Source organism: Candidatus Binataceae bacterium (assembly GCA_036495685.1).
Classification (GTDB): Bacteria; Desulfobacterota; Binatia; order Binatales; family Binataceae; genus JAFAHS01.
Window position 1 is genome coordinate 1 of record DASXMJ010000135.1, and the last position, 23,145, is coordinate 23,145.

General features: G+C 58.4%; 17 protein-coding genes and 1 tRNA gene. 9 read left to right on the forward strand and 9 right to left on the reverse strand.

The window, feature by feature from the left end:
* The coding region (locus tag VGI36_13110; protein HEY2486083.1) for a hypothetical protein at positions 1 to 181 on the reverse strand (181 nt) is incomplete at its 3' end.
* Between VGI36_13110 and VGI36_13115 the strand changes: the two genes are divergently transcribed.
* Positions 171 to 977, forward strand: a complete 807-nt coding sequence (locus VGI36_13115; protein ID HEY2486084.1) for a site-specific integrase — start codon at positions 171 to 173, stop codon at positions 975 to 977. The genes VGI36_13110 and VGI36_13115 overlap by 11 nt on opposite strands.
* Before the next feature lie 151 nt (positions 978 to 1,128).
* On the opposite strand, the gene VGI36_13120 is transcribed toward VGI36_13115, so the two are convergent.
* Positions 1,129 to 1,211 (reverse strand) — tRNA-Leu (locus tag VGI36_13120).
* 325 nt (positions 1,212 to 1,536) lie between these two features.
* Here VGI36_13120 and VGI36_13125 point away from each other — a divergent pair.
* Both VGI36_13125 and VGI36_13130 read left to right on the forward strand, forming a co-directional pair.
* The gene (locus VGI36_13125; GenBank protein HEY2486085.1) at positions 1,537 to 2,019 is read left to right on the forward strand and encodes a Mut7-C RNAse domain-containing protein; all 483 of its coding nucleotides are present in this window, start codon (positions 1,537 to 1,539) and stop codon (positions 2,017 to 2,019) included.
* Positions 2,020 to 2,780: 761 nt separating this feature from the next.
* Positions 2,781 to 4,145 (forward strand): TolC family protein, encoded by a 1,365-nt coding sequence (locus VGI36_13130; protein ID HEY2486086.1) that lies wholly within the window; start codon positions 2,781 to 2,783, stop codon positions 4,143 to 4,145.
* Between the two features lie 400 nt (positions 4,146 to 4,545).
* On the opposite strand, the gene VGI36_13135 is transcribed toward VGI36_13130, so the two are convergent.
* Positions 4,546 to 5,019: a hypothetical protein gene (locus VGI36_13135; GenBank protein HEY2486087.1), complete on the reverse strand. Its 474-nt coding sequence runs from the start codon at positions 5,017 to 5,019 to the stop codon at positions 4,546 to 4,548.
* A gap of 712 nt (positions 5,020 to 5,731) precedes the next feature.
* Here VGI36_13135 and VGI36_13140 point away from each other — a divergent pair.
* Positions 5,732 to 6,916 (forward strand): efflux RND transporter periplasmic adaptor subunit, encoded by a 1,185-nt coding sequence (locus VGI36_13140; GenBank protein ID HEY2486088.1) that lies wholly within the window; start codon positions 5,732 to 5,734, stop codon positions 6,914 to 6,916.
* Positions 6,917 to 6,925: 9 nt separating this feature from the next.
* Complete coding sequence (locus VGI36_13145) at positions 6,926 to 10,048, forward strand: CusA/CzcA family heavy metal efflux RND transporter (protein ID HEY2486089.1); 3,123 nt, start codon at positions 6,926 to 6,928, stop codon at positions 10,046 to 10,048.
* Positions 10,049 to 10,251: 203 nt separating this feature from the next.
* On the opposite strand, the gene VGI36_13150 is transcribed toward VGI36_13145, so the two are convergent.
* The 5 genes from VGI36_13150 to VGI36_13170 form a co-directional block, all read right to left on the reverse strand.
* A complete protein-coding gene (locus VGI36_13150; GenBank protein ID HEY2486090.1) occupies positions 10,252 to 10,641 on the reverse strand; it encodes a P-II family nitrogen regulator in 390 nt (129 codons plus the stop codon).
* An 89-nt stretch (positions 10,642 to 10,730) separates the two neighbouring features.
* A complete protein-coding gene (locus tag VGI36_13155; protein HEY2486091.1) occupies positions 10,731 to 13,829 on the reverse strand; it encodes a CusA/CzcA family heavy metal efflux RND transporter in 3,099 nt (1,032 codons plus the stop codon).
* A 39-nt stretch (positions 13,830 to 13,868) separates the two neighbouring features.
* Complete coding sequence (locus tag VGI36_13160; protein ID HEY2486092.1) at positions 13,869 to 15,008, reverse strand: efflux RND transporter periplasmic adaptor subunit; 1,140 nt, start codon at positions 15,006 to 15,008, stop codon at positions 13,869 to 13,871.
* Positions 15,009 to 15,402: 394 nt separating this feature from the next.
* Complete coding sequence (locus VGI36_13165; GenBank protein ID HEY2486093.1) at positions 15,403 to 17,277, reverse strand: ATP-binding protein; 1,875 nt, start codon at positions 17,275 to 17,277, stop codon at positions 15,403 to 15,405.
* Positions 17,278 to 17,291: 14 nt separating this feature from the next.
* The gene (locus VGI36_13170; protein HEY2486094.1) at positions 17,292 to 18,662 is read right to left on the reverse strand and encodes a sigma-54 dependent transcriptional regulator; all 1,371 of its coding nucleotides are present in this window, start codon (positions 18,660 to 18,662) and stop codon (positions 17,292 to 17,294) included.
* A 257-nt stretch (positions 18,663 to 18,919) separates the two neighbouring features.
* Here VGI36_13170 and VGI36_13175 point away from each other — a divergent pair, with 257 nt between their 5' ends.
* Both VGI36_13175 and VGI36_13180 read left to right on the forward strand, forming a co-directional pair.
* On the forward strand, positions 18,920 to 19,432 hold the full coding sequence (locus tag VGI36_13175; protein ID HEY2486095.1) for a hemerythrin domain-containing protein: 513 nt from the start codon (positions 18,920 to 18,922) through the stop codon (positions 19,430 to 19,432).
* A gap of 357 nt (positions 19,433 to 19,789) precedes the next feature.
* The gene (locus VGI36_13180; GenBank protein HEY2486096.1) at positions 19,790 to 20,617 is read left to right on the forward strand and encodes an LOG family protein; all 828 of its coding nucleotides are present in this window, start codon (positions 19,790 to 19,792) and stop codon (positions 20,615 to 20,617) included.
* Here the strand turns inward: VGI36_13180 and VGI36_13185 are convergent.
* Entirely contained in the window at positions 20,614 to 20,784 is a 171-nt protein-coding gene (locus tag VGI36_13185) for a hypothetical protein (GenBank protein ID HEY2486097.1), read from the reverse strand. The genes VGI36_13180 and VGI36_13185 overlap by 4 nt on opposite strands.
* 149 nt (positions 20,785 to 20,933) lie before the next feature.
* On the opposite strand from VGI36_13185, the gene VGI36_13190 reads away from it, so the two are divergent.
* Together VGI36_13190 and VGI36_13195 are read left to right on the forward strand one after the other, a co-directional pair.
* Complete coding sequence (locus VGI36_13190) at positions 20,934 to 22,004, forward strand: hypothetical protein (GenBank protein HEY2486098.1); 1,071 nt, start codon at positions 20,934 to 20,936, stop codon at positions 22,002 to 22,004.
* Positions 22,005 to 22,067: 63 nt separating this feature from the next.
* Positions 22,068 to 22,943 (forward strand): 5'-3' exonuclease H3TH domain-containing protein, encoded by an 876-nt coding sequence (locus tag VGI36_13195; GenBank protein ID HEY2486099.1) that lies wholly within the window; start codon positions 22,068 to 22,070, stop codon positions 22,941 to 22,943.
* The last annotated feature ends 202 nt before the right edge of the window (positions 22,944 to 23,145 follow it).

The window sequence follows — 23,145 nt, forward strand, 5'->3', positions numbered from 1 at the left end:
CCTGGACCGTGTGAATCACGCCGGTCACATCCACCGAGGCATGCGTCGGTTTTTTAACCTGAAGCTTGCCCTGAAGTTCGATCTGCGCCTCATCAGTCTTGATCCAGTTGTTCCGGTCGATCTGGATGCCAAGGTCGATGGCAACGTCACCCGACGGAGGCGCCGGGCCAGTGGGAGTCACCACGTTCGCCGACCTGAGCCGCATCTTGATAGAGCATTACAAAACCAGCAATCTGCGTTCGCTCAGATCGACGACGTTCAGACTAAAGCGGCTGGATACTTTTTTTGCCAACTACCGGGCGCGCGACATTACCGCTGACAGAGTGACTGCGTATGTTGCTGAGCGCCTGGAAGAGAAGGCCGCGAACGCGACGATCAACCGCGAACTGGCCGCGCTGAAGCGCGCCTTTAAACTTGCGCATGAGGCAAAGCGCGTCGCCTCAGTGCCGGTCATCCGGCTGCTGCCCGAAGATAATGCCAGGCAAGGCTTCATTGAACACGCCGATTTCATAGCACTGCGCGACGCGCTGCCCGAACGGCTGCGCGATTGCGTTACGTTCTTGTACTTGTCGGGCTGGCGAGTAGGAGAGATGAAAGCGCTTGAGTGGCGCGACCTGGATCGCGACGGACGAGCGGTGCGCCTGCCGCCAGCCAAATCCAAAAATAGGAAGGGCCGCGTCTTGCCGCTGTCAGGTGAGCTCCGCAATGTAATCGACCGTGCCCGCAAGCAGCGCCGTTTGGATTGCCCGTTCATATTTCACCGCCATGGCCGCGCGATCAAGGATTTCCGTACAGCGTGGAACACGGCGTGCCATGCGGTCGGGCTCGGCAAATTGCTCGTTCACGATCTGCGGCGCACGGTTGTCCGAAATCTCGTACGGGCGGGCATCTCTGACAAGGTCGCGATGGACTTGACTGGACACAAGACCCGTTCGGTTTTGACCGCTACGACATCACGTCTGAGCGCGATCTTCTAGATGCCGTTGAACGGCGCGACAAATACCTCGGCGAGCGTCAGGCTAAGCGCAAGGTGGTGAAGCTCAGCTAACTATCAAAACTCTATCAAAGCAGGCGAGTTTCCAGGTCACAAAAACAAGCCGACCATGCAAAACCCTATGATTTAGTTAGTGCCGAGGGCGGGACTTGAACCCGCATGTGGTTGCCCACGGTGGATTTTGAGTCCACTGCGTCTGCCGTTTCGCCACCTCGGCACGTGCCCTGACGAGGCTTCATTCTTATAAGGGCCTTCTGCCGCGGGCAACCTCGCTGGGGTCCGACGAAGAAATCCGCCGGTTCCAAACCACCCTGCTATGAGAGCGGCGTTACGGCTGCTTCGGCGGACATTTCCAACGCCAACCCGTGCGGTCGCCAGGGGTTTCACGAGCAGCGATCTGCGGAAGCAAAATCTCCACTCGCGCAGCTCCAGTAGAATCGCGGCCAACGATTTTCCAGATCATCGCTTGAGGGGGCTTCGACCTGCCGTCGCTTGATCGTAGATGGCCCGAGTTGACATAGAATCTGAAAGCAGATTGGGCCGTGGCAGACTTAACACCCAAGGAGATGAATTCGGACGCCCCGCGCCTGGCCGCCGACCGGATGCTTGCGCGCCTGGCTCGTTGGCTGCGACTGTGCGGGGTCGACATCACCTTCGATAAAAGGGTAGGCGGAGCTGAATTGCTCCACGCCGCACGCCGCGATCGGAGGTTCGTTCTCACTCGCGATAAGCGACTGCGAACGGCGCCCGATGCGCTCTACCTCACCTCCGAACGGGTTCGGGAACAACTTCGTGAAGTCTTCCACCGCTTCGCGATCAACCCTCACCGCAGTGCGTTCACCCGCTGCTCGCAATGCAACTCTCTGCTGCGCGAAGTCGGGCGAGAGACGGTCAGAGAGCATGTGCCACCGTATGTCTATGCGACTCAGGAGCGCTTCTCGCGATGCCCCGATTGCGGTCGAATTTTTTGGCGGGCCACGCACAGCGAGAGGATTAAAGCCGAGTTGTCCAACCTCGAGCGTTAATCGGTAACCTGCGCGTCAGTCGCCAAGCGACTTCTTCAGCAGCGAAGCAGACAGACCTAGCCGTGTTAACTGATGTCGACTGTACCGAGGAACGCGCCTCGCTCCGAAGCGAATCCGTCTGCGGAGGTAGAGATCAATATCACTCTCTACAATTGCTCTGCAGCGACTTCCGGGATTTCGACGATGCAAATATCTGCTTTTGCCGCTGCATCCCCATGCATTTTGCCGGAACGAAGGGCTTGTTTTTACATGTCGACACGCGGCGCTCCTCTACTAACGACGACTACGGGGACAAAGGTGGGCGAGAGTGTGGCACATGAATTGAATCGCATTCGTTCGTTGATTTTTTACAAGGCCTAGGTCCAAGCAGTGCAGCACTTCAAGTTTCTGACGACTGCGCCCGGCTTGTTACCAGCCTTTTTATGAGTTAAGAGTCCGGTCGTGTGCAGCGTCAAAAAAGGAAATTACGTTTTAAAGCTCAGCCCACGAGAGACTTAACCCTGAGTATTAGACTGGAAGGTGAAAGCGCTTCGGAACTCTGACACATTCGGTTACGTACGAACTCCAGGATGCTTTCCCCGTGGTCCCGGTCCCTATCGCCTTCTGAAATCATCTAACCAAACTTCCAGGTAACGCTGCCATTTCGAACCGTTAACGTTTTCGACAAGGACGCTTGCCGAAGGGGATGATCAACGTTCACGGATTGGGTAGTTCCTTATGTACCCCTTCCATCGCTGGGGCGGACGCCAAGGAGGAGATTTGTGTATCCAAGGCTTAAAATCATACTGCTTCATTTGTTGACGCTAACGGTCGTGCTGGACTGCGTTGTGCCGGGTGCACCCGCGCAGACATCGCCTTCGATCAGCCAACCCCGTAGCGCCCATTTGACACTACCACTGGGAAATCCTTTGCCCGCAGCGCCGGCGAACTCCCACGAACAACCCTTGACCGCGGATCAGCTAGTAGAGATTGCCTTCGAAGTAAATCCTCAGGTCAGAGCTACACGGGAACAGTGGAACGTCGCGCAACATCAGATCCTACAAAATTACGTGCCTGCCGACCCGGTCTTTACCTTTACAAACGTCGAGAGCAGCGCACACTTCAACGCCGCGTCGCATAACTTCGCCCTTACCCAGAATTTTCAATTTCCGGGAGAAGCCTTCCTTCAGGCGGATCAGGCAAAGCGGACCGCTGAGATTGCGCGTTTTACGTATGAAGCAGCGCTGCGCGACCTGCGAGCCGCTGTCGAGACCGCGTATTACCAGGTGCTGCTGGATCAAGGGCTGCTTGCAATCAGTGACGAGAATATCAAAAACCTAAAACAAATTGTTCACGTAACCCAGATCCAATACACCGCGAGCCTGGCCCAACAGTCCGATCTCATCGGCGCCGAGTTCAATCTCGAGCAGGCTCAGTTGCTGCAACGGCAGTACGCAACCAACCGCCTGAACGACCTAGCGGGACTCAATCAACTGCTCTACCGGAAACCAGGTTCGCCGCTGAACCTTGAGCGGACGATTGAGTTAAAACCGCTGGATCTCCGGCTCGATGAAGCAGTCGACACCGCAAGGCACGCGCGCCAAGAGATACTCGAAGCCGCGCTGACCGAGAGAAACTCAACCACAGCGTTGAGGCTGGCGAAGATGGAATATTATCCGAACTACACGGTGTTGGGAGAATTCGACCATATTCTGCAGGTCGGTGCGGAACCGCTGCCCGGCGTCACCGAAGTCTACGATTTCGGCATCGGGTTCAACATTCCGCTGTTCTTCTGGTACCACCAGCGCGAGGACGTGACCGCGGCGCGACACTCGTTGCAAGCCGCTAGGTACAGCTTGGATTCGGTTCTCAACCAAACCGAGGCAACCGTTACGCAATTGTACCAATCCGCACAATTCGCGTACGAGTCGGCCCAAAAATACAACGGAACTCTGATCCCCTTGGCCGACAATCAATTCAGAGTGGCATTGATCGCTTATCAGACGAGCAAAGTCGACTTCCTGACCTTGTCTTCGGCCTTGCAGAACACCTACGCGTCCCGCCTCACTTACCTTCAGAACGCCAATCAGTTCTTTGCCGGAAAAGTGGCACTGGAACAGGCAATGGGGGTTTCATTACCAAAATAGGAGCAGCACACCACCGGCGGCGACTGTTGCAAAGCCGAAAAGCGCGTATCTGTGGCTCTCTTGGGGTCTGTTCGCGGCTTGCTGACGGTGAGCCTTCTTAACGGATGTGGAAGAGCGCGCCGAGTCATGCCGACCGATGTCTCGGCGCCCTTTTCCGAGGCCAGCCGGCACACAATCCCTGAGAAATCACCCTCGATTCAAAACTAAAGGTTGACCATGCCCGCGATCATGCAAGACCAAAGCAGAAGGCAGAACCTTCTGGCGTGTTGTCCGAAATGTCCACTGATCGAAGGGAGTCCCTACCCAGCTGTCGTACTTATCGCGACGGTTAACCTTTTGCCGGCTATCTTTTTTTGAGGAACCTTTGCACTATTCAGAACGGCTGCGCGACTGCTTATTGTCATGGCAGGGACTCAGCGTTGCCCAAGCGAGATTGGCGCCGAAGCAGCTTGCCGGAGTCGTCATAGTACTCAACGATGTCGACGAATCCCCGCTCGCGAGGATCACGTTCGATCATTGCCAGCGAACCATTGGGGCGAAATGTCCTGACGGCCTCAGGTTTGCCATCGAAGTCGTCATCGTGGATTTCGCGTACCAGAACTCCGCGCGAATATTCCTGAAAGAGATCGACCTTCCCATCAAAATTTCGATCGCATTCGACGCGCGCGAGCTGGCTCTTCTTGTAGGTTTTGACAACGTCCGGCCGCCCGTCGCCGTTAGTGTCGATGGAAATCTTGTATGTGTCCTTATCGATCCTATATATCCATTGGTCAGGCCGCCCGTTGCGGGCACGGTGGGTAACCGTCCCATAGTTGCCGCGGCTGCAGGACATGAAAAAGGCGAGCGCCACGAGAACCAGTGAGGCTTTCCGCATGCTTCCTTATACGCGGCGCGCGTGTTGCGCTCAACTTTTCAGCGTAATCTTGGCGCTAGCACTACTCGTGCTTCCGCTGGCCGGAATCAGGGCGGAGGAGCCGACGATTCTGACTCCGCTGGCCACCAGCCTCATACCGCTTGGCAGCGCCCTGCAATCTCCAGCGCAGACCCTGTCCGATTTGCCGACTTTAGTGACCGCCACGAAAATGGTTCTTGGGCCTTTATCGTCGGCGGCTTTTGCGCCTAGCCAAGACTGCCTAGCTGGTCTTCACAAGCTCAGCCTGAGCTGGTTGCATAGCGACCTAACGGATGGTCCTCGCGGCCGATCCCCTCCCGCTTAACTCACTCGATCACCAAAGGAGCGTCGCTGACGAACCCCGGTTCAAATCAGCGGCGCTCAGGCGCTGCGCTTGACGACGCGACCAGTGCACGCGTCGCCATGGGCAGCTCGAGGAGAAGAAAGGGCGGCCTTGCGGCGAGCGTTCAGAGAAGCCCTTGTTGCTTTTAGTTGGCTGCTTTCAGCCGTGACTGCCTCATCCGCCGGATCAGCAGGTGTTGGTGAGCCAGTTGCTGCAAATCGCGCCGAACCTGAATGTTCAGCTGAAGGCGGCGAAAGGAGTAGTGAGCGTTGTGTGAGTATTGGATCCGGCAGAATTACGAGAAGGCTGGAGGGTGGCGCTGGAAGAAGCAAGGGGAGTTCCGTTACCGAAGTGAATCGCTGCCTTAACTCGATGGCCGCTACCATCCGCCGTTCGTGCCGCGTGTCGGGCATGGCTCTCCTGATGGTCGTTCCCGGTATGCTCGGGGGCTGCCACAGTCCCCCTCCAAGTTCCACGGCGAGCGCTCAAGCCGAAGCCGATGTGCCCACCATAGTTCGCCAGAGCAACGGCCAGGATTTGATGGTGGTCAAACTTTCTCAAGGAAAGGAAGGGTCAATCGATACCCTCAAGGAGGTACAGCTACCCGGGGTTTTGGAAGCGATGGGGCAGGTGACGTTCGATGACCGCTTGGTCTCGACGATCATCTCGCGAGTCACGGGGCGCATCGAAGAACTGCGGAAGTCGCAGTGGGACATGGTTCGGCGCGGTGAGCAGGTGATGTCTCTGTACAGCCCCGACTTCATGACCGGCGAGGCCGAATACCTGGAGGCGACCTCCAACCCGAACCGGGGTGGGAATGCCCTCTCAAACAACACCTTTGGCCTGCCAAGCGATAATTTCAGCATGACCGCAAACTTGAAGGCCGCGGCGATCCGGAAACTCGAGCTACTGGGATTTTCAGCGGCGGACATTGCCGCGATTCGGCAGCCCAGCACGTCAGTCAGGATGCGTGCGCCGATCAGCGGCATCATTGTGAGCAAAAACGTGGTCCGCGGTCAGCAGGTCAATCCGGGCGACCAACTCTTTTCCTTAGCCACGCTGGACCACGTGTGGATCACGGCGGACATTTACGAAGACGACCTCTCCCGAGTAAAGGTCGGTCAGAGCTTGGAAGCGGTTACTGCCGCCTACCCCGGCGACGTCTTCACCGGCACGGTTCAAAAAATCAGTCCCAGTTTCGACCCCAACACCCACACCCTCCAGCTGCGCTGCGCGGTTAGTAACCCGGGTGCCCGTCTCAAGCCCCAAATGATGGCACGGGTGCGAATCGTGACCCGCCCGGGTTTGGCACTGGTCATTCCACAATCCGCACTGGTCTTCGATGACAGTGCCTACTACGCGTTCGTGGTCGCCGGCGTGGACACTTTCGAACGCCGCCGCGTCGAGATAGGTGACTGGAACGAACATGGTTACGCTCGGGTGGTCAGCGGCGTACGGCCCGGAGAGCCATTCCTTATCAACCAAGCGTTGCGCATGAATGCGCTCTGGCATTTGGCTCGCGGCGAGACGTCCTGAGGGGCTTCGATGATACGAGCCTTGATGGACTGGGCGCTCCGTCAGCGAGTGGTGGTGGTAGTTGCCGCTCTGGTGCTGGCAGTCGGAGGTTTATATGCGTTTGGCGAACTCGACATCGAAGCGTACCCGGATCCGGTACAGCCACGCGTCGAGATCATCACGCAGCCCCTCGGGCTCAGCGCAGAAGAGGTCGAAAAAATCGCGACCATTCCACTTGAAGTGGGACTCGCCGGCCTGCGCAATTTGGAAGCGATTCGTACCATATCGCTGTTCGGCCTTTCTGACGTCAAACTCTATTTCGGCTGGGACAGCGACTACTACTGGGACCGCACCGAGACGATCAATCGGCTGGGTCTTATCACCCTGCCGCAGAACCTCACGCCCTCGATCTCACCAGATAATCCCATCGGTGAGATTTACCGCTACATCGTACAAAGTCCCGATCACGACCGAATCGAGGAAAAGACGCTCCAGGACTGGGTTCTAGAAAAGCAGCTCAAGACCGTGCCCGGCGTCGAGGACGTGTCGGGCTTTGGCGGCCTGACCAAGCAGTATCACGTGGATGTCGACGCCGCGAAGCTCAATCACTATCAGTTGTCGCTCGCCACTCTGACCAGCGCAATTGCTAACGCTAACATCAACGTGGGTGGTAACTACCTGGACGTCGGCCAGCAGTCTTTCGACGTTCGCGGTCTCGGCTTTATTACCAACCTGGACGACATCCGCGACATCGTGCTCGCTAGCGCTAACGCGACTTTGAACAACAGCATCGCGATCCCGGCCCGGGTACGTGACGTTGCCGAGGTTTCAGTCGGCTACGCCCCACGGCTGGGGATTGTGGGTCGCAACGAACAAGACGAGGTGGTCCAGGGCATCGTCCTAATGCGCAAATATGGCAACACTCTCCAGACCCTTAAGGGAGTCGAAGCCAAAGTCGCCGAACTTAACAGTTCCGGGATGTTGCCGGCGGGCTATCGCGTGGTGCCTTACTACGATCGCACCAAACTTGTGCATCTCACCCTGCAGACGGTCTTCAGGAACCTCGGGCTAGGCATGCTTCTGGTCTTTCTGGTCCTGATTTTTTTTCTCGGAAGTTTACGGACGGCGATTATTGCGGCGATTAACATCCCACTCGCCATGTGTGGCGCATTCGTCCTGCTCTATCTCACTGGCATACCCGCGAATCTGCTATCACTGGGTGCGCTTGACTTCGGCATAATCATCGACTCGACCATCATCGTGGTCGAGAACATCTATCGCCACCTCACGACGGACAGCGGGGCCGCGGAGAACGAACTCGATTGCATCCGGCGGGCCTCCCTCGAGGTCGGGGGACCGATGTTCTATTCGACGCTTATCTTTCTGATCGCGTTCCTGCCGCTGTTTACCATGAGCGGGGTCGAAGGCGTCATCTTCTCGCCCATGTCCCACACCTATGCGTTTGCCCTGACCACCGCGATTCTGCTGGCAGCAACCCTCACTCCAGTTCTTAGCTCCTACCTGCTGCGCAAGGGGATGAAGGAAACCCACAATCTGGTGTGGGAAGCATTTCATCGCTTCTACCACAACCTGTTCGTCAGAATATTGCGACGGCCCTACTTCACGCTGGCCGTGATCGCGCTCATCGTCGCCGGCGGGCTCTCACTATTTCCGCGTCTGGGCGGTGAGTTCATGCCGAAGCTGGAAGAGGGGAACATCTGGGCCAGAGCCACTCTGCCACTCAGTACTTCACTGCCGCATGCCAACCAAGCGGCGCGAGGGGCCCGCGCGGTATTCAGGTCGTTCCCTGAGGTCGACGACGTTATCTCGCAGACCGGTCGCCCTGATGATGGCACCGACGCCACCGGTTTTTTCAACATCGAGTTCAACGTCGATCTGAAACCCGAAGCCGAATGGCCTCCCGGCCTGACCAAGGAAAAACTCACCCAACAAATGGATCACCGGCTGAGCCGCGAGTTTCCCGAGGCGAGCTTTGGATACTCCCAATATATCGAGGACAACATCGAAGAGGCATTGTCAGGCGTCAAGGGCGTCAATGCCATCAAGGTCTATGGCCCCGACCTGGCGCAGGACGAGCGGGTCGCCAACGAGGTTAGAGAGACTATTGAAGGCGTGCCGGGCATGACGGATGTGGCGGTGTATAGAGCGATGGGTCAGCCCAACCTGCTCATCAAACCCGACCGGCAAGTTTGCTCGCGCTACGGTCTCAACGTGGGTGACGTGGGGGCCATCGTGCAGGCCGCGATCGGCGGGCAAGCGGTGACGCAGATTCTCGAAGGAGACCGCCGTTTTGATCTGGTGGTTCGTTGGCAGCCTAGGTACCGGCAGAGCTTAGGAGCTATACGTCAAATCCAGGTAGCCCTGCCGCGCGGCGGTTACGTGCCGTTGGGCGAGATCGCCGATATCATTAGCGGCGAAGGCGCATCATTCATCTATCGCGAAGGACTCCGTCGCTATGTTCCCCTAAGATTCAACGTCCGCGGGCGCGATATTCAGAAAACCGTCGACGATGCGAAGCGGGCGGTCGCAAGACAAATCAATCTACCCCGCGGTGTCTCACTGGACTGGGTCGGAGAATACAGCGAACTTCGAGCTGCGAACCGCCGCTTTGCAGTCGTAATCCCACTGGCCCTTCTACTGATAATGGCAGTTCTCTACGCCGCCACTCTATCGATCGTTAATACGTTGATTCTGATGGCGCAGGTCCCGCTAGCATGTTTGGGGGGCGTGCTGGCATTAGTAATAACCGGTACACCGTTTAGCGTCTCGGCCGGGGTGGGATTTATATCTATCTTCGCTATTGCGATCATGGACGGCATCCTCCTGAACTTCTACATCCATCAACTGTGGAATGAAGGAAACTCCCTAACCGACTCGATCGTGATGGGTGCGGACCGCCGGTTCCGGGCGTTGATGATGACGGCGCTGGTCGATGGCCTGGGCTTACTGCCGGCAGCCCTTTCGACCCAGATCGGAGCCCAGACCCAGCGCCCGTTGGCGATCGTCGTCATTGGCGGAGCAGTTTCGATTGCCCTTCTGACCCGGGTGTTTCAACCAACTTTGATGTACGTGCTTGCCCGTCCGCTGGGGCTTAGCGACGATCTGCGAGAGCACCATTCGCAGATTGGGTGAATCCTTCCCGGGCGTGTTTAACGCCTACCGTCATCGAGTAGCGACAAGAATCTGCGAGCGAAATTTGCCCTGTCGGTACTAAAAGTTCCGCTCAGCTCGCGAGGGTGCGGCGCGGATGGCGCGTTGCGCACATTTTCCGGAGTTTTCTAGCGGGGCCGGAGTTCGTCGAACTGATTGGGTTTTGAGAAAGCTGCCTTCCCCAACTACGTATTGGGCGTACCGGGTGTACTGGGCGTGCTAGGCGTACCGCGGCGTCTCGCATTGGCCCTTGGCTGCTCATCGCTCAAGGTTATCTCGAGAAATTCGTCTACCGGAGAAATTGTTATCGACACTTTGGGATGTCTGGTGTGAGCTACGTCCATTATTGCTTTGGCGACCGCCTGCGAGATCTCATCGGGGACCACGACTTCGAGTTTGATGGTGACCGACTCATCGTCGGTGGCTTCGCTGGTTCTCCATCGCGAGGGACGAGGACGTCCGAACTCGTGAACAACCGTTTGACTGATAACGAATCGATGGACACCCTGCTTGAAGATCGTGTCTCGGACCTCGCCCAATTTCTCTTCCAGAAACAGAGCTTCAATCTTCTTCATGATGGTTCACCGTCGGCGAACGGTCGGAGTTATGGCTGGCATAATACTCCGTTGCTTTAACCTTATCAGAAGTGGCATCAACGCGATGCTTACACCGGCTCGGTTTGCTCGCGTCGATCTTCTGTAAGCCTGAGCGGTCCGGCGAGCAGGTACACCAAGGTGGGCTGGAATACCCGAGTCAGCAGGGCAATCGAGAGTGCGCCGCCGATAACTACGATCGCCAAAGGTCTTTGGGTCTGCGCACCGATGCGAGTCGAGATCGCTGCGGGAAGCAACCCCAGGCCATCGACCAGCGCCGTCATCATCACCGCTCGGAACCGGCGATCCGCACCCATCACGATTGAATCCACCAGCGAGTGGCCCTCGTTCCACAACTGATGGATGTAAAAGTTCAGCAGGATGCCGTCCATGATGGCGATTGCGAAAATCGATATGAACCCGACCGCGGCAGACACGCTGAACGGAGTGCCGGTGACCACCAGCGCAAGCACTCCGCCCAGGCAGGCAAGCGGAACTTGCGCCATCAATATAAGGGTGTTGACCAGCGACAAGGTCGCCGCATAAAGGACGCCCATTATTAACACGAGGGCGATCGGAATTACGATTGCCAGTCGTCGATTGGCGGCCTGGAGTTCGCCGTATTCGCCCACCCATTCGAGGTGGGTACCTTCCGGCACGTGAACCTGTTCGCCGACCCGTTGTTTTGCCTCCCTCACCGCGCTCTTGAGGTCCCGGCCTCGTACGGAGAAGCGCACCGGCACATAGCGCTGCAAGTCGCCCCGGTAGATGAAAGAGGCGCCCTCCTCCGCGTCCACCCGCGCGATTTGGCCCAGCGGAACGTTACCCCCGGTCGGCACGTTAACCCGAATGTTCCGCATCGCCTCGATGCTCTGGCGATACTCGGGTTTCCAGCGCACCACCAGCGGGAAGCTGCGATCTTGCTCCAGCACTTGCGTGGCGGTCTGTCCACCGATTGCGGCCTGAACGATTGCCGCCACGTCGCCGGAGTTCAGGCCATAGCGAGCGGCCGCGGCACGATCCGGCGCGGCGACGATATTGGGTTGTCCGAGGGACTTGAACATGAACACATCGGTGACTCCCCGCACGCTTTTGAGGACTCTTTCGACCTGACTTGCGATCGCCTGATCGTTTTCAAGATCGTAGCCGAAGACCTTTACCGCATTCTCGCCTGCCTTTACGCCGGAGAGCGCTTCGTCGATGTTGTCCTCGATATTCTGTGAGTATGAGAAACTCACCCCGGGAAATCTGCCGCGCAATTTCTCATCGATGTCTTTGATCAATTGGACCTTAGTCATACCCCTGGGCCACTGGTCTTCGGGCTTGAGATCGACGGGCATCTCGATGCTGAAGAAGCTCGTCGTTTCGGTGCCGTCGTCGGGTCGGCCAAGTTGCGACACTGCGCTCGAAACCTCGGGGAAGGATAGGAACACCGCGCGCATCTGGTTTACCAGTCTCGCGCCGGTAGGAAGATTGATCGTGTTGGGGAGCATCGCGTGGGCCCAGATGTTTCCTTCTTCCAGCCTGGGCAGAAACTCGCCACCCAGGCGCGGAAACATCGAAAGTCCAGCGGCCATGAACAGTACGATCACAAAGACCGTGAGGCGTGGCGCTCGCAGCACTTGCACGAACAGGTTGTGATAGAAATTGTGAAATGCTTCCCAGACAACGTTCTGGGTTTCCTTCATCCCTTTGCGAAGAAGATAAGAGCAGAGAACCGGGGAAAGCATTACCGCCAGAATAATCGCCACGGTCAGCGCGTACGCGTAGGTGTGTGACATGGGCGAAAAAATCGCCCCCTCGACACCTTTCATCGTGAAGAGCGGCAGAAACGCGATCAGAAAAATCAGCGTTGAATAGAACATCGGTCCCCCGACCTCGGTGGACGCGCGGCGGATGCAGTCGAGGGTGCCGCCGGGGGAGTCTTCGGTCGTCAAGTGCCGATAGATATTCTCGACCACGATGATGGTCGAATCGATGATAATTCCGAAGTCAACCGCGCCAAGCGACAGGAGGTTCGCTGGCGTACCGGTGAGATAAAGCAGAATGAACGCACCGAACATCGCAAGCGGAATATTGACTGCCGCGATAATTGCGGTGCGCAGATTGCCCAGAAAAAAAATTAAGACCAGAAAAACCAGCAGCATCCCCAGCGACAGGTTTTCCAGTACCGTGCGGAGCGTGGTGTGGACCAGCTCAGTGCGGTCGTAGTACGGTACGACCTTGTAGCCTTTTGGCATGAGTCCAGTGGTGTTCAGCTCCTTGGTTTTTTCCTGGACTCCCTTGAGGGTCTTGAGCGTATTCCCGTACTTGCGCATCAGGACGATGCCGGTGACTACTTCCGGCTGATAGTTCATCCCCACGATGCCGAGCCGGGGTGACCAGCCAACCGACACGTCGGCGACGTCGCTAATCCGGATGGGAGTCGATTTGTTGGAGGTGAGCACGATGTTGCGAATGTCATCGAGATTCTCAATGAGACCCAATCCACGAACGTCAAATGCCTGCTCCCCTACGTTGAGATAGCTCCCACCGGAGTTGACGTTCGAGTTCTGAATGGAGCTGATCACCTGAGAGAGCGGAATCACATAGTGATTGAGTTTCTGGGGATCCACCTCCACGTGATATTCCTTCGTCAATCCGCCGAAGCCCGACACGTCGAGCACGCCGGGTACGGTCTTGAACTGCTTTTCACAAATCCAGTCCTGGACTTCTTTTTCTTTGACTAGATCGTGGTTGGGTCCCTCTACCGTGTAGCGGTAAATCTCGCCGATCGGGTTTTCCGGTGAAAGGCCGGGAGTGATTCCCTGCGGGAGAGTCACGAACTGGAGCTGGTTGATGGTCTGGATGCGATTAAACTCGTAGTCGCTATCCCAATCGAAGTAGAGACGAACGTCTGACAAGCCGTAGAGGGAGATCGACTCCATCGATTTCAGATAGAGCATTCCGCTCATTCCGAACTCGGTCGGAACGGTAACGAGCTTCTCCACTTCCTCGGCGCTGAGCCCGGTCGGAAGCGTTAGCACCTCGGTCATCGGCTGGACCGGGTCGGGATAGGCTTCGATGTCCAACTGGCTGAATGCGAAGATTCCCCCGACCAGCAGCATCACGGCGGCACCGAGCACGACGATGCGCTCGCGGAGCGCCAGTGCCATCAAGATCTGGATCATTGCTGCCTACCACTCCACGGACGGCTCAGCCCAGCCATGCTAAGAGCTTTCCCCGTGTGCTTGATGCCAGAGCGCGTTTACTTGTAGTGCTCCCTGCACGACCACGCGGTCGCCTGGATTCAGCCCTGAAATCACCCGTGCGTAACCTTGCCGGTTCCAGGTGGCGATGTGGACGGTGCGCCGGTCCAAGAGATGGTTGCCAGTATCGACGTACACGAAATAGTTTTCAGATTCGAAGATCAGCGCGTCCAGCGGCACCACTAGCGCCGCTCCAGGACGCACCACGATCTTCACTCGTGCCAGCATTTGCGGCTTCAACTTGAAGTTGGGATTTTTGACCTCGCATCGGATCTCGACCACGTGGGAGTTGGGATCGACGTTGGGGCTAATCCGCGCGATGGTACCGTGGAACACTTCGTCAGGGTAAGCGGTGGTGACCGCTTCAAGCTCCTGTCCAACCCGCACTCGAGCCAGGTCGTCTTCGTAGATGTCCGCGGTGATCCACACGTCCTCGAGGGTGCCGAGTGAGTACAAGACGTCGCCCGGATTGACCGCCGAGCCGCGCAGAGCCTGATTCTGCACCACGTTGCCGCTGATCGGCGCGTGCATCACAAAGTTGGGCGCGGCGGTTTTTATCGCCGCGATTTGCTCGGGTTCGATCCCGAGAAGCTCGAGCTTGTGCCTGGCAGCGTCGAGCATCGAGAGCACAAATTCGTCGCTGTTCGGACCCGCCTGCGACATGGTCGTAGAGGTTACTTTGGCCTGCAGATATTCGGCCTCAGCTGTCATGATGTCCGGGCTGTAGAGCGTGGCGATCGCCTGCCCGCGGTGGACGTAGTCCCATTGCGAGACGCGGACTTCCTCGATCCGCCCGGTCACGCGCGAAATAATCGAGGCGACCTTGCGGTCATCGAAGGTGATCTGACCGCTGGTCTCCAGGATGCCGGGCAATGCCACCAAACTCACCGTGGCAAAGGTGGTGCCCGCCAGATTGGCGGGTTGCATTTGCATCAACACAGGTCCCGAACCCTGATGGACCAGTTTCGGCAACTGCAACTCATTCTGATCGGACGCGGCCCCTGGTGGAGATCCACCGCATCCGACCGGCCCCGACCCGAGTAGCGCGCTCAATGCTGCGAGCGCAAGCCAGCGCCAGATGGTGACCCTCGGTCTGGTCACCGCAAGTCTCCCGCGATGACCTGCCCAATCGATTCCCGCCGATATCGGGACCTGCGGAGCAAGGAATTCTTCGTCGGCGCCCGTTCAATTACCTGCGGGAGCGATACTATCTCGGCGTGCCCCCAAGTCGAACACCCCAAAGATCTAAGGAAAAAGAGAACAATGATGGGAAACTTCAATTGCATTGCGGCTTGGACGCAGGCAGCAAAATTCGGCGCGCAGGCCGCTTTCAAGTCGTGTGCCATTCGAGGATTCCAGCGGCGCGGTCTACTTTTCTGAAGTACTATCGCTCAGAGGTTACGACCGCATGACGAAGAGTTCAATGTACCGGCAAAATGCCGCATAATCCTCGACCGGCTGCGGTATTTTGCGGGGTCGCGGAGGGCTGCTCAAGTCATTGTTCCGCGCCGTTCGGACAGGGAAGTTCCAAGACAAAGCGCGTTCCAACACCGTTCTCGCCCGCGTGACAGAGGATTGTCCCTCCGTGGGCCTCGAGGATCTGCCTGCACAGATACAGACCGATGCCGGCGCCCCAGGTGTTGGCACCATTCTGGAGCTGTTGCTCTACCCGGAAGAATTTTTCAAATACCCGCTCGCGAAAGACTTCCGCGATTCCAGAGCCTTGATCGCTTACTGCAATGTGCAGCGAGCCCGGGCCGCTGCCATTTCCGTCGGAGCTCATAGCAATCGATACCCGACCTCCGCGCGGGCTGTACTTCAGCGCGTTGCTCAGAAGATTGGTGAAGACCATGCCCAATCGAACAGTGTCACCTAGCACGAACGCGGGACGATACCCGGCTGCAACCTGCACGGCCACACCCGCATCTTCAAATCGCTGCCGCAGACTTAAGATGGCGCGATCGATAATTGGATAAAGATCGACCAGCTCACGGGACAGCCGAAGCTGGCCGGATTCGATTCGAGTCAGGTCGAGAAGTTCGTCGATAGTACTGGCCAACTCCTGGCATCCCTGCACTGCGGTCGCAAGAATTTCCTGCTGGCGCGGTGTCAGGTTTCCGGCGTGCTCGCCAAGCAGCAGCAGGTTCATCCGCAAAGTGGTGAGCGGGGTCTTCAATTCGTGGGAGGCGACCGCTACCAGTTCGGTGCGCAATTCATCAAGTCGCGCAAAATCTGTCACGTCGTACAAAACCGCCACCGCCCCGTAACGCCCGGGCCGGAATTCGGGGATGGATACCGCGGTGAGCATGAACTTGCGCGGCTGCCCCTCGAGCCTGACGGCAAATGCGCGCGTCAACTCGGCGCGAGCTTCGTCGGTCGGTTTGCCGTCCAGAGCGTCGCGGATCGCGCGCAGGCGCCCGGCCGAAAACGGCAAGTCGTCTACGATTTTCGCTCCTTGAGCCTTGGTTGCGACTAGTATCGATCTGGCGAGTGGATTTTGTGCGACGATGCGGCCATCGGGGTCGATGACGACGACCGCGTCGGGAAGCGCCGCGATCGTGGCTTCCAGAGTTTCTTTGGCTGCGATGACCTCGCCCAGGTTTGAGCGGCGTAACTCGGCGAGGGCCTCGGCCATGCGGTTGAACCCCTCAGCCAGATGCCCGAGTTCGTCTCTGGAGGTCACTTCGACCCGGCGGTCAAAGTCTCCCAGGCGGAGCGCCTCCACAGAGCGGTCGAGTTCCTGAATCGGGGTTAGGACCGAACGGGCCAGCAATACTGCCACGAGCGTGGAGATCAGCAGCGCCGCCGCCGAGATCGTGATGACCAGGATGGTGGCACCACGCGCATCGTCGCGCGCGCGGATTCCAGCGAGCTGCATAGCACGGAAGTTCGACTCGCGGATTTCCGCGCAGGCCGCGACCGCCTGCCGAAGCGCCGGATTCACATTCTCGTAGTACCACCTGAATGCGTCTTGCTGTGCGACCGTTGAAAGCAGTGCGTCACCCGCCGCACGGTATTGTGCCGCGTGCTTCGCGAGCTGAGCGGCTGCCTGTACCTCGCCGGGCTCATCCAGACTTTGCTTCAAGCGATCGTAGGACTGCACAAAGCGCATCCGCTCCGCGGCCAATTTCTTCTGCGCCTGCACGCGGTCGCCACTCATGGCGAGGAGAAGCGCGTCATCCTCGCGCTCCAGCGCATCCGAAAGGACGGCGGATAGATCGGTTGTAAGCTGGCTTTTCTGGATGGTGCTTCCGGCCACCTCACTCAGATGCGCGAAGGTCCAGGCGCTCCAGATGCCAGACACGACCGTGGTCATGACCAGCAGAATGCCCGCGAGAATAAAGCGGGTTTGGAGGTGCTTTATCTTCATAGACGTCTGGGGCGTTAGGCCAGACCGTATCGTTTGCGCTTGCGCTGCAAGGTCGTCGCATCAATATCCAGCAGTTGCGCGGCTGCGTCGAACGAGGGCACCCGCGCCACCACGCGCGCGATGTGTTCGCGTTCAACCTCCGCAATTGTGAAATCGCCACCCAGGGTGGGCCTCGGTGCCGCAGCTCCTGCTGGATTCCCTGACCCATCGCCGAGAGCGCTCAGACCCAGGTCCTGGGGTTCCAGGATGCTTGAGGGCGAAAGAATAACCGCGCGTTCGACGGCGTTACGCAGCTCGCGGAGGTTGCCCGGCCATGTGCAACTCTGGATGACGTTCTCGCAGGCGGGGGAAAGGGCGAGCCGAGGCCGCGCTTGCCGGCGGCTGAAAAATCGCAGGTAGTGATTGGCGAGTGGAAGTATATCTTCACGGCGATCGCGTAGCGGCGGTACGGTAAGCGCAATCACGTTGAGCCGGAACAGTAGATCTTCCCTGAAATGTCCCGACTTGACTTCGCTTTCCAGTGACCGGTTGGTGGCCGCCACTATCCGCACGTCGGCCTTACGCTCGGTGGTTTCCCCCAGGCGCTCGTAGCAGCGGTCGTGCAAGAAGCGCAACAGCCGCGCCTGTGCATCCGAACTGAGATCGGCGACTTCATCGAGAAAAAGCGTCCCGCCTTCCGCCGCTTCCACCTTGCCGACAGAGTCGGCGATCGCGCCGGTGAAGGCGCCCTTTTTGTGACCGAACAGCGCACTGCTCATCAGGTCGCTCGAGAGCATCGGGCAATGCACGGTAACGAAGGGGCGCTCGGCGCGCTTGCTGTGAGCGCGGATCCTCCGCGCCAGCACGGTTTTGCCGGTTCCGCTTTCTCCGCGCAAAAGGATCACCGAATCGGACGCCGCCGCGCGGGCGACCGTTTGTAGGAACGCCGCATAGCTTGAGCTTTGGGTTTCGAAAGTCGCCTCTCCTTCGCTTTCGTCGAGGCGATCCTGCAGTTCGGACATCTGGCGCCGGAGCACGTTGGCAGCTATCACCCGCCGGGCCGCATGGCGCACCTGTTCGGGAGTGAACGGCTTCGGAAGGTAATCGACCGCGCCCAGTCTCATTGCCTCGACCGCACTTTCGAACGAAGCAAAGGCAGTGATGACGATGACACCAATTCCGGATTGCCGACGCAGAACCTCGGGCAACACCGTAAGGCCGGACTCCGACTGAAGCCACAGGTCCAGAAACACCACGTCGAACCAGCTTCGATCGAGGGCCTCCAATGCCCCCGAGGAGGTCCCGACCGTCATCACCCTGGCTTCGTCCGCCTCCAGGCACAGACGCATCGACTGGCGAACCCCCGGGTCGTCGTCAATGATAAGCGCGGACCAGGTTGTATCCATCTTTAGTGACTCCAATCCGCCGTAACTCCCAGCCTTGTCGGCGGGTCGATCGGATTGCGACTCCTTCTGATCTTCATACTCTTGCGAGCGACCACGAGAGACGCAAGGAGCGTACCGGATGAGCGGCTTTTCGCGATCCACATCCGCATTTGGCCACTAGTTCGCAGAAACCGAATACCTGGTGCCGGATTGTGGAGATTTTCGGCCGCCAACCAGTGGCATCGACCTTGCTCAGATACCTACCCGAGGCAAGGAACGTGGAAGCCGCACAACTTACAGCACAGATGACGCCCTGCTCGGAGCCGCTGCCCGACCTGGAGGTTCCGATGATTAACGCGATCGTGGCCTGTCTGGGCAGCGAACACAGAAAGTTAAACAGTCTTGTCACCCGGTTGGCGCTTATGGCGACAAGACCCGTCGATAGTGCGAATGCGGCTGCGGCAAACCGGGATACCCTGCAAATCTGGGAGGAGATGCGGCGCACTCTCTGGTCGCATCTGCAAATCGAAGATGAGTTGCTGTACTCGTGGGGCGTAAGCCATCACGCAGTTTCCGGCTCGCTACTCACCGCGTTGAATGACGAGCGAGAGAAGCTGCGCAAGCTGCTCACGGATCTGCCGTCGGGATCGAGTGACGCCGAGGAGGAACCACAAATTCTTACAAACCACCGGGCGACATTGCTGGCTTTGACGGCAATCCTCGACTCGCATGTCGAACGCTATGACGACGATGTGCTTCCGGCGATTCGCCGCGCACTTTTTCGCCACTAGAATTCGTCCCCTCGCCCTGCTCAGAGCCGTTTCTTCTCGTGACCTTGGCGAAGCAACCTGGTGGTCGCGTATGACCACCTTACAAATCGCCGATCCTGGTCAAATTCGACTTTTCCGAACATTCATAGAAGATCAGTACCGATTGGTTCAGCTGAGTAGGTCATGGTGGTTTGGCCTTCCCCAATCCGCCTGAGTTTACTCGACAAACCGATCGGAACTCTGCGCGGCATTCGCCGAGATGATAAAGTCGTCCTAGTACGGAAGAATCGTGCTCCGAGAAGCGAGGCGGGCCGGTCTCTTTCGGACGGCGTTCAAGTTCTTGCCATCAGGCTCGCGTCTTCGCCGGAGAGGTGAATTTTGGACAAACCCCACATCGACAAACTATTTCATGCCCAGACCAAGGCTTACGAAGACAAACGTTTTTTAGAAAGCAAGGATGCGCGCGCTTTGCGCATCCTGGCCGAGTACCTAGAGCCGCTGTCGCGTTTCAAACGCCACGGGGTGCAAGACACCATCGTGTTCATGGGCTCAGCGCGAATCTTGTCACGCGAGGCGGCCGAGGCGGCGTTGTCGGCGGCCGAGCGGGCGGGGAGTGGCGTGGCTGCGGCACGTGCCGCACTGGAGCTATCGACCTATTACGAGGCCGCGCGTGAACTCGCCGGTCGACTGACCAGCTGGTCTAAGAAGCTCGACCACGATAAGCGCCGCTTTGTCGTCTGTACCGGCGGGGGGCCCGGCATCATGGAGGCGGCAAATCGCGGCGCCTCCGAGGCGAAGGGACTCAATATCGGCCTGACCATATCGATCCCGGACGAGTTCGACAATCCATATGTCAGCCGCGAGCTGCACATTCATTTCCATTATTTCTTTATGCGCAAGTTCTGGTTCGTGTACCTCGCGAAGGCGGTCGTGTTGTTCCCGGGCGGCTTCGGCACGCTCGACGAGTTCTTCGAGATGCTCACCCTGGTTCAGACACGCAAGATGAAGAAACGCATGCCAATCGTGCTGTTCGGGGCGCCGTACTGGGACGAAGTATTGAATTTCGACGCGCTGGCGAAGCACGGCACGATCAGCCCCGGCGACGTCAGGCTCTTCCACCGAACCGATTCGGTCGACGAGGCCTACGAAATCATCACCCACGAACTCACCGAGAACGCCTTGGGTAATCCCGGTGCGGAGCTTTAGCCGAGGCGATCGGTGCAGAACTGATGAACTGGCCGTCCCCGCTCCCCGAGCAGGTCCCAGACGCGCGAGAAGAAATCGAGCGCAGCAATCACTTCGCCGACCTGCGCCGGGCTCGTCGCGTCGAGCGAGGAATTTATCGCGGCCGAATATGTCGCGATGATGAGCACCGCTTCGGACCATCGGGGGATGGAATTTGCGAAGCGCTCCTACCTGTTTGCGGAAATGCGGCGCCTGATAGAGAGGCGTCCGGGGGGCGGCATCTGCAGGCACACCCCGACGATTCTCCACGTCGCTCGCCGAAAACCCTAGCGGCGCAATGATTCGATTCAGACCGACTCAGCTGGTACGGACTCTCTCCGCGGCTACGCTCCTGATAGTGGCAACCGGATCGGTTGCTCCCCTCGCACAGTCTGTTTCGGCCGCACGCTTCGACAAGGCCCGGCTGGAACCGCCCGCGGGCCGCGTGCTCCACGGATGGGGTCAATTCTCCTCGCAGTGGGACAAGGGCGCGCGCGAGGGCACGGGTGATGACGCGGACCTCACATCGTACGAACGCGCGGTAAGTCCGTATCGTCCGGCCCTGCTTTCTTTCTACACCGCGCTCGACGAATCCCTCCTGCCGCAATTCGCCGAGCGCTACAAACAGCTGGCCGCCCGGCGCGGCTTCTTTGTCGCCCAGCTCGCGCTCTACTTCCAGAGCTTCCAACGCGACGCATCAGTGGGCATGCGCGATCCTGAAATGGTGATGCTGCTGGACACGATTCGTGCGGCGCGCAATCCCGTGCTGATACGTATCGGCTATGAGTTCAACAACCCCGAGGCGCCGTACGATCCGAGTTTGTTTATCCAGACCTTCCGCGGGGCCGCGCAACGGATCCGCGAGGCGCAGCTCGATAATGTCGCGACGGTATGGAACGCGACGGCCGCCGGATTCGGCGGTACGAACTTCATGCGATGGTACCCTGGCGACGACGTGGTCGATTGGTGGGGCATCGACCTGTTCGATCGCAAGGATTTTGATCGACCGCAGCTCGCCGACTTCCTGGAAAAGGCCACCTCGCACCAGAAGCCAGTGGTTATCTGTGAAGCATCGCCGGTATTCGGGGGCGCAACGCCAGGACAACTACACGGGCCGGAGTCCGACGCCGAGGCGGCCGCATGGTATCAAAAACTCACGCAGCTCATCAGCCACCATGCGGAGATTCAGGCGGTGGCCGTGATCTCGGTCGATTGGCGCCGACTGCACTCGACTCTGCCGGGCTCCGGATGGCCCGACACGCGAATCCACCAATGGCCCAAGGCTACTGCCGTTTGGAAAAAATTCCTTTCGGAGAAGCGAATCATCAATGCGCAGGACGCAGAAGCTATTTATCCGCTGGCAAGGTAGGGTCAATACCGCTTTTGAGGTCGCGGATTTATTCGAACTCGCGATGACAGGTGGCGGGGAATCGTGAGACTCCACCTTATCGATGGCACTTACGAGCTGTACCGAGCGCACTACGCGCCCCGTCCCGGCCATGTCGATCCTTCCGGGCGCGATGCGAAGGCTACCGTGGGAATCGCGCAGTCTCTGTTAGCGCTGCTGCATGACTCGGATGAGGCGGTTACCCATTTGGCGGTCGCGTTCGACAATCCGATTCGTTCGTTTCGCAACGATTTGTTTCCTTACTACAAGAGCGATGAGGGCGTGCCACCGGAACTGCGCTCGCAATTCGATGCCGCTGAAGACGCGGTCCGTGCAATCGGCGTGACGGTGTGGTCGATGCACGAGTACGAGGCGGACGACGGGCTTGCAACCGGAGCACGGCGGTTTTGCGACGAGGTCGAGCAGGTGCGGATCCTCACGCCAGACAAGGATCTCGGGCAATGCCTTCGAGGCGATCGCGTGGTCCAGGTCGACCGGCGCCAGCGCAAACTGATCGACGAATCTCGATTTCGCGCCGAACGCGGCTTCGGACCGCAAAGCATGCCTGACTTTCTGTCGCTGGCAGGTGACAGCGCAGATGGATTTCCCGGACTGCCGGGTTTCGGGAAAAAGACTGCGTCGTTGTTGATCGGGGCCTACGAGCACCTCGAGCGGATTCCCGCCGACGTCAATCGGTGGAAGGTCAAACCACGTGGTGCTTCTCAACTCGCAGCGACCCTCGTCGAGCAGTGTTTGGACGCACTGCTCTACCGGCGCCTGGCAACCCTCGTCGATACGCTCGAGCTCGACTGCAAATTGGCTGATTTGGAGTTTCAAGGAGTACCGCGGCGTGATTTTGAACAATGGTGCGATCGGGTGGGTGCTGTTGGACTTAGAACGGTGCCACGGCGCTGGAGGTAGCGAATAGCTTAAAACACAAAGCAGCACGCCCCATGGACTGACAGCACTGATCTCACACCAGAAGCGCGACGCCTATGACATCAGGACCCAATGCCCAAGACACGGAAGAGTTCCTTTAGTCGCGTCTTCGTTATCTCCGTATCGTGGTGGTTCAGAGTTCCTGACTTGTGCAGTTCAGGTCGTGCACCGGCCACACTCGATT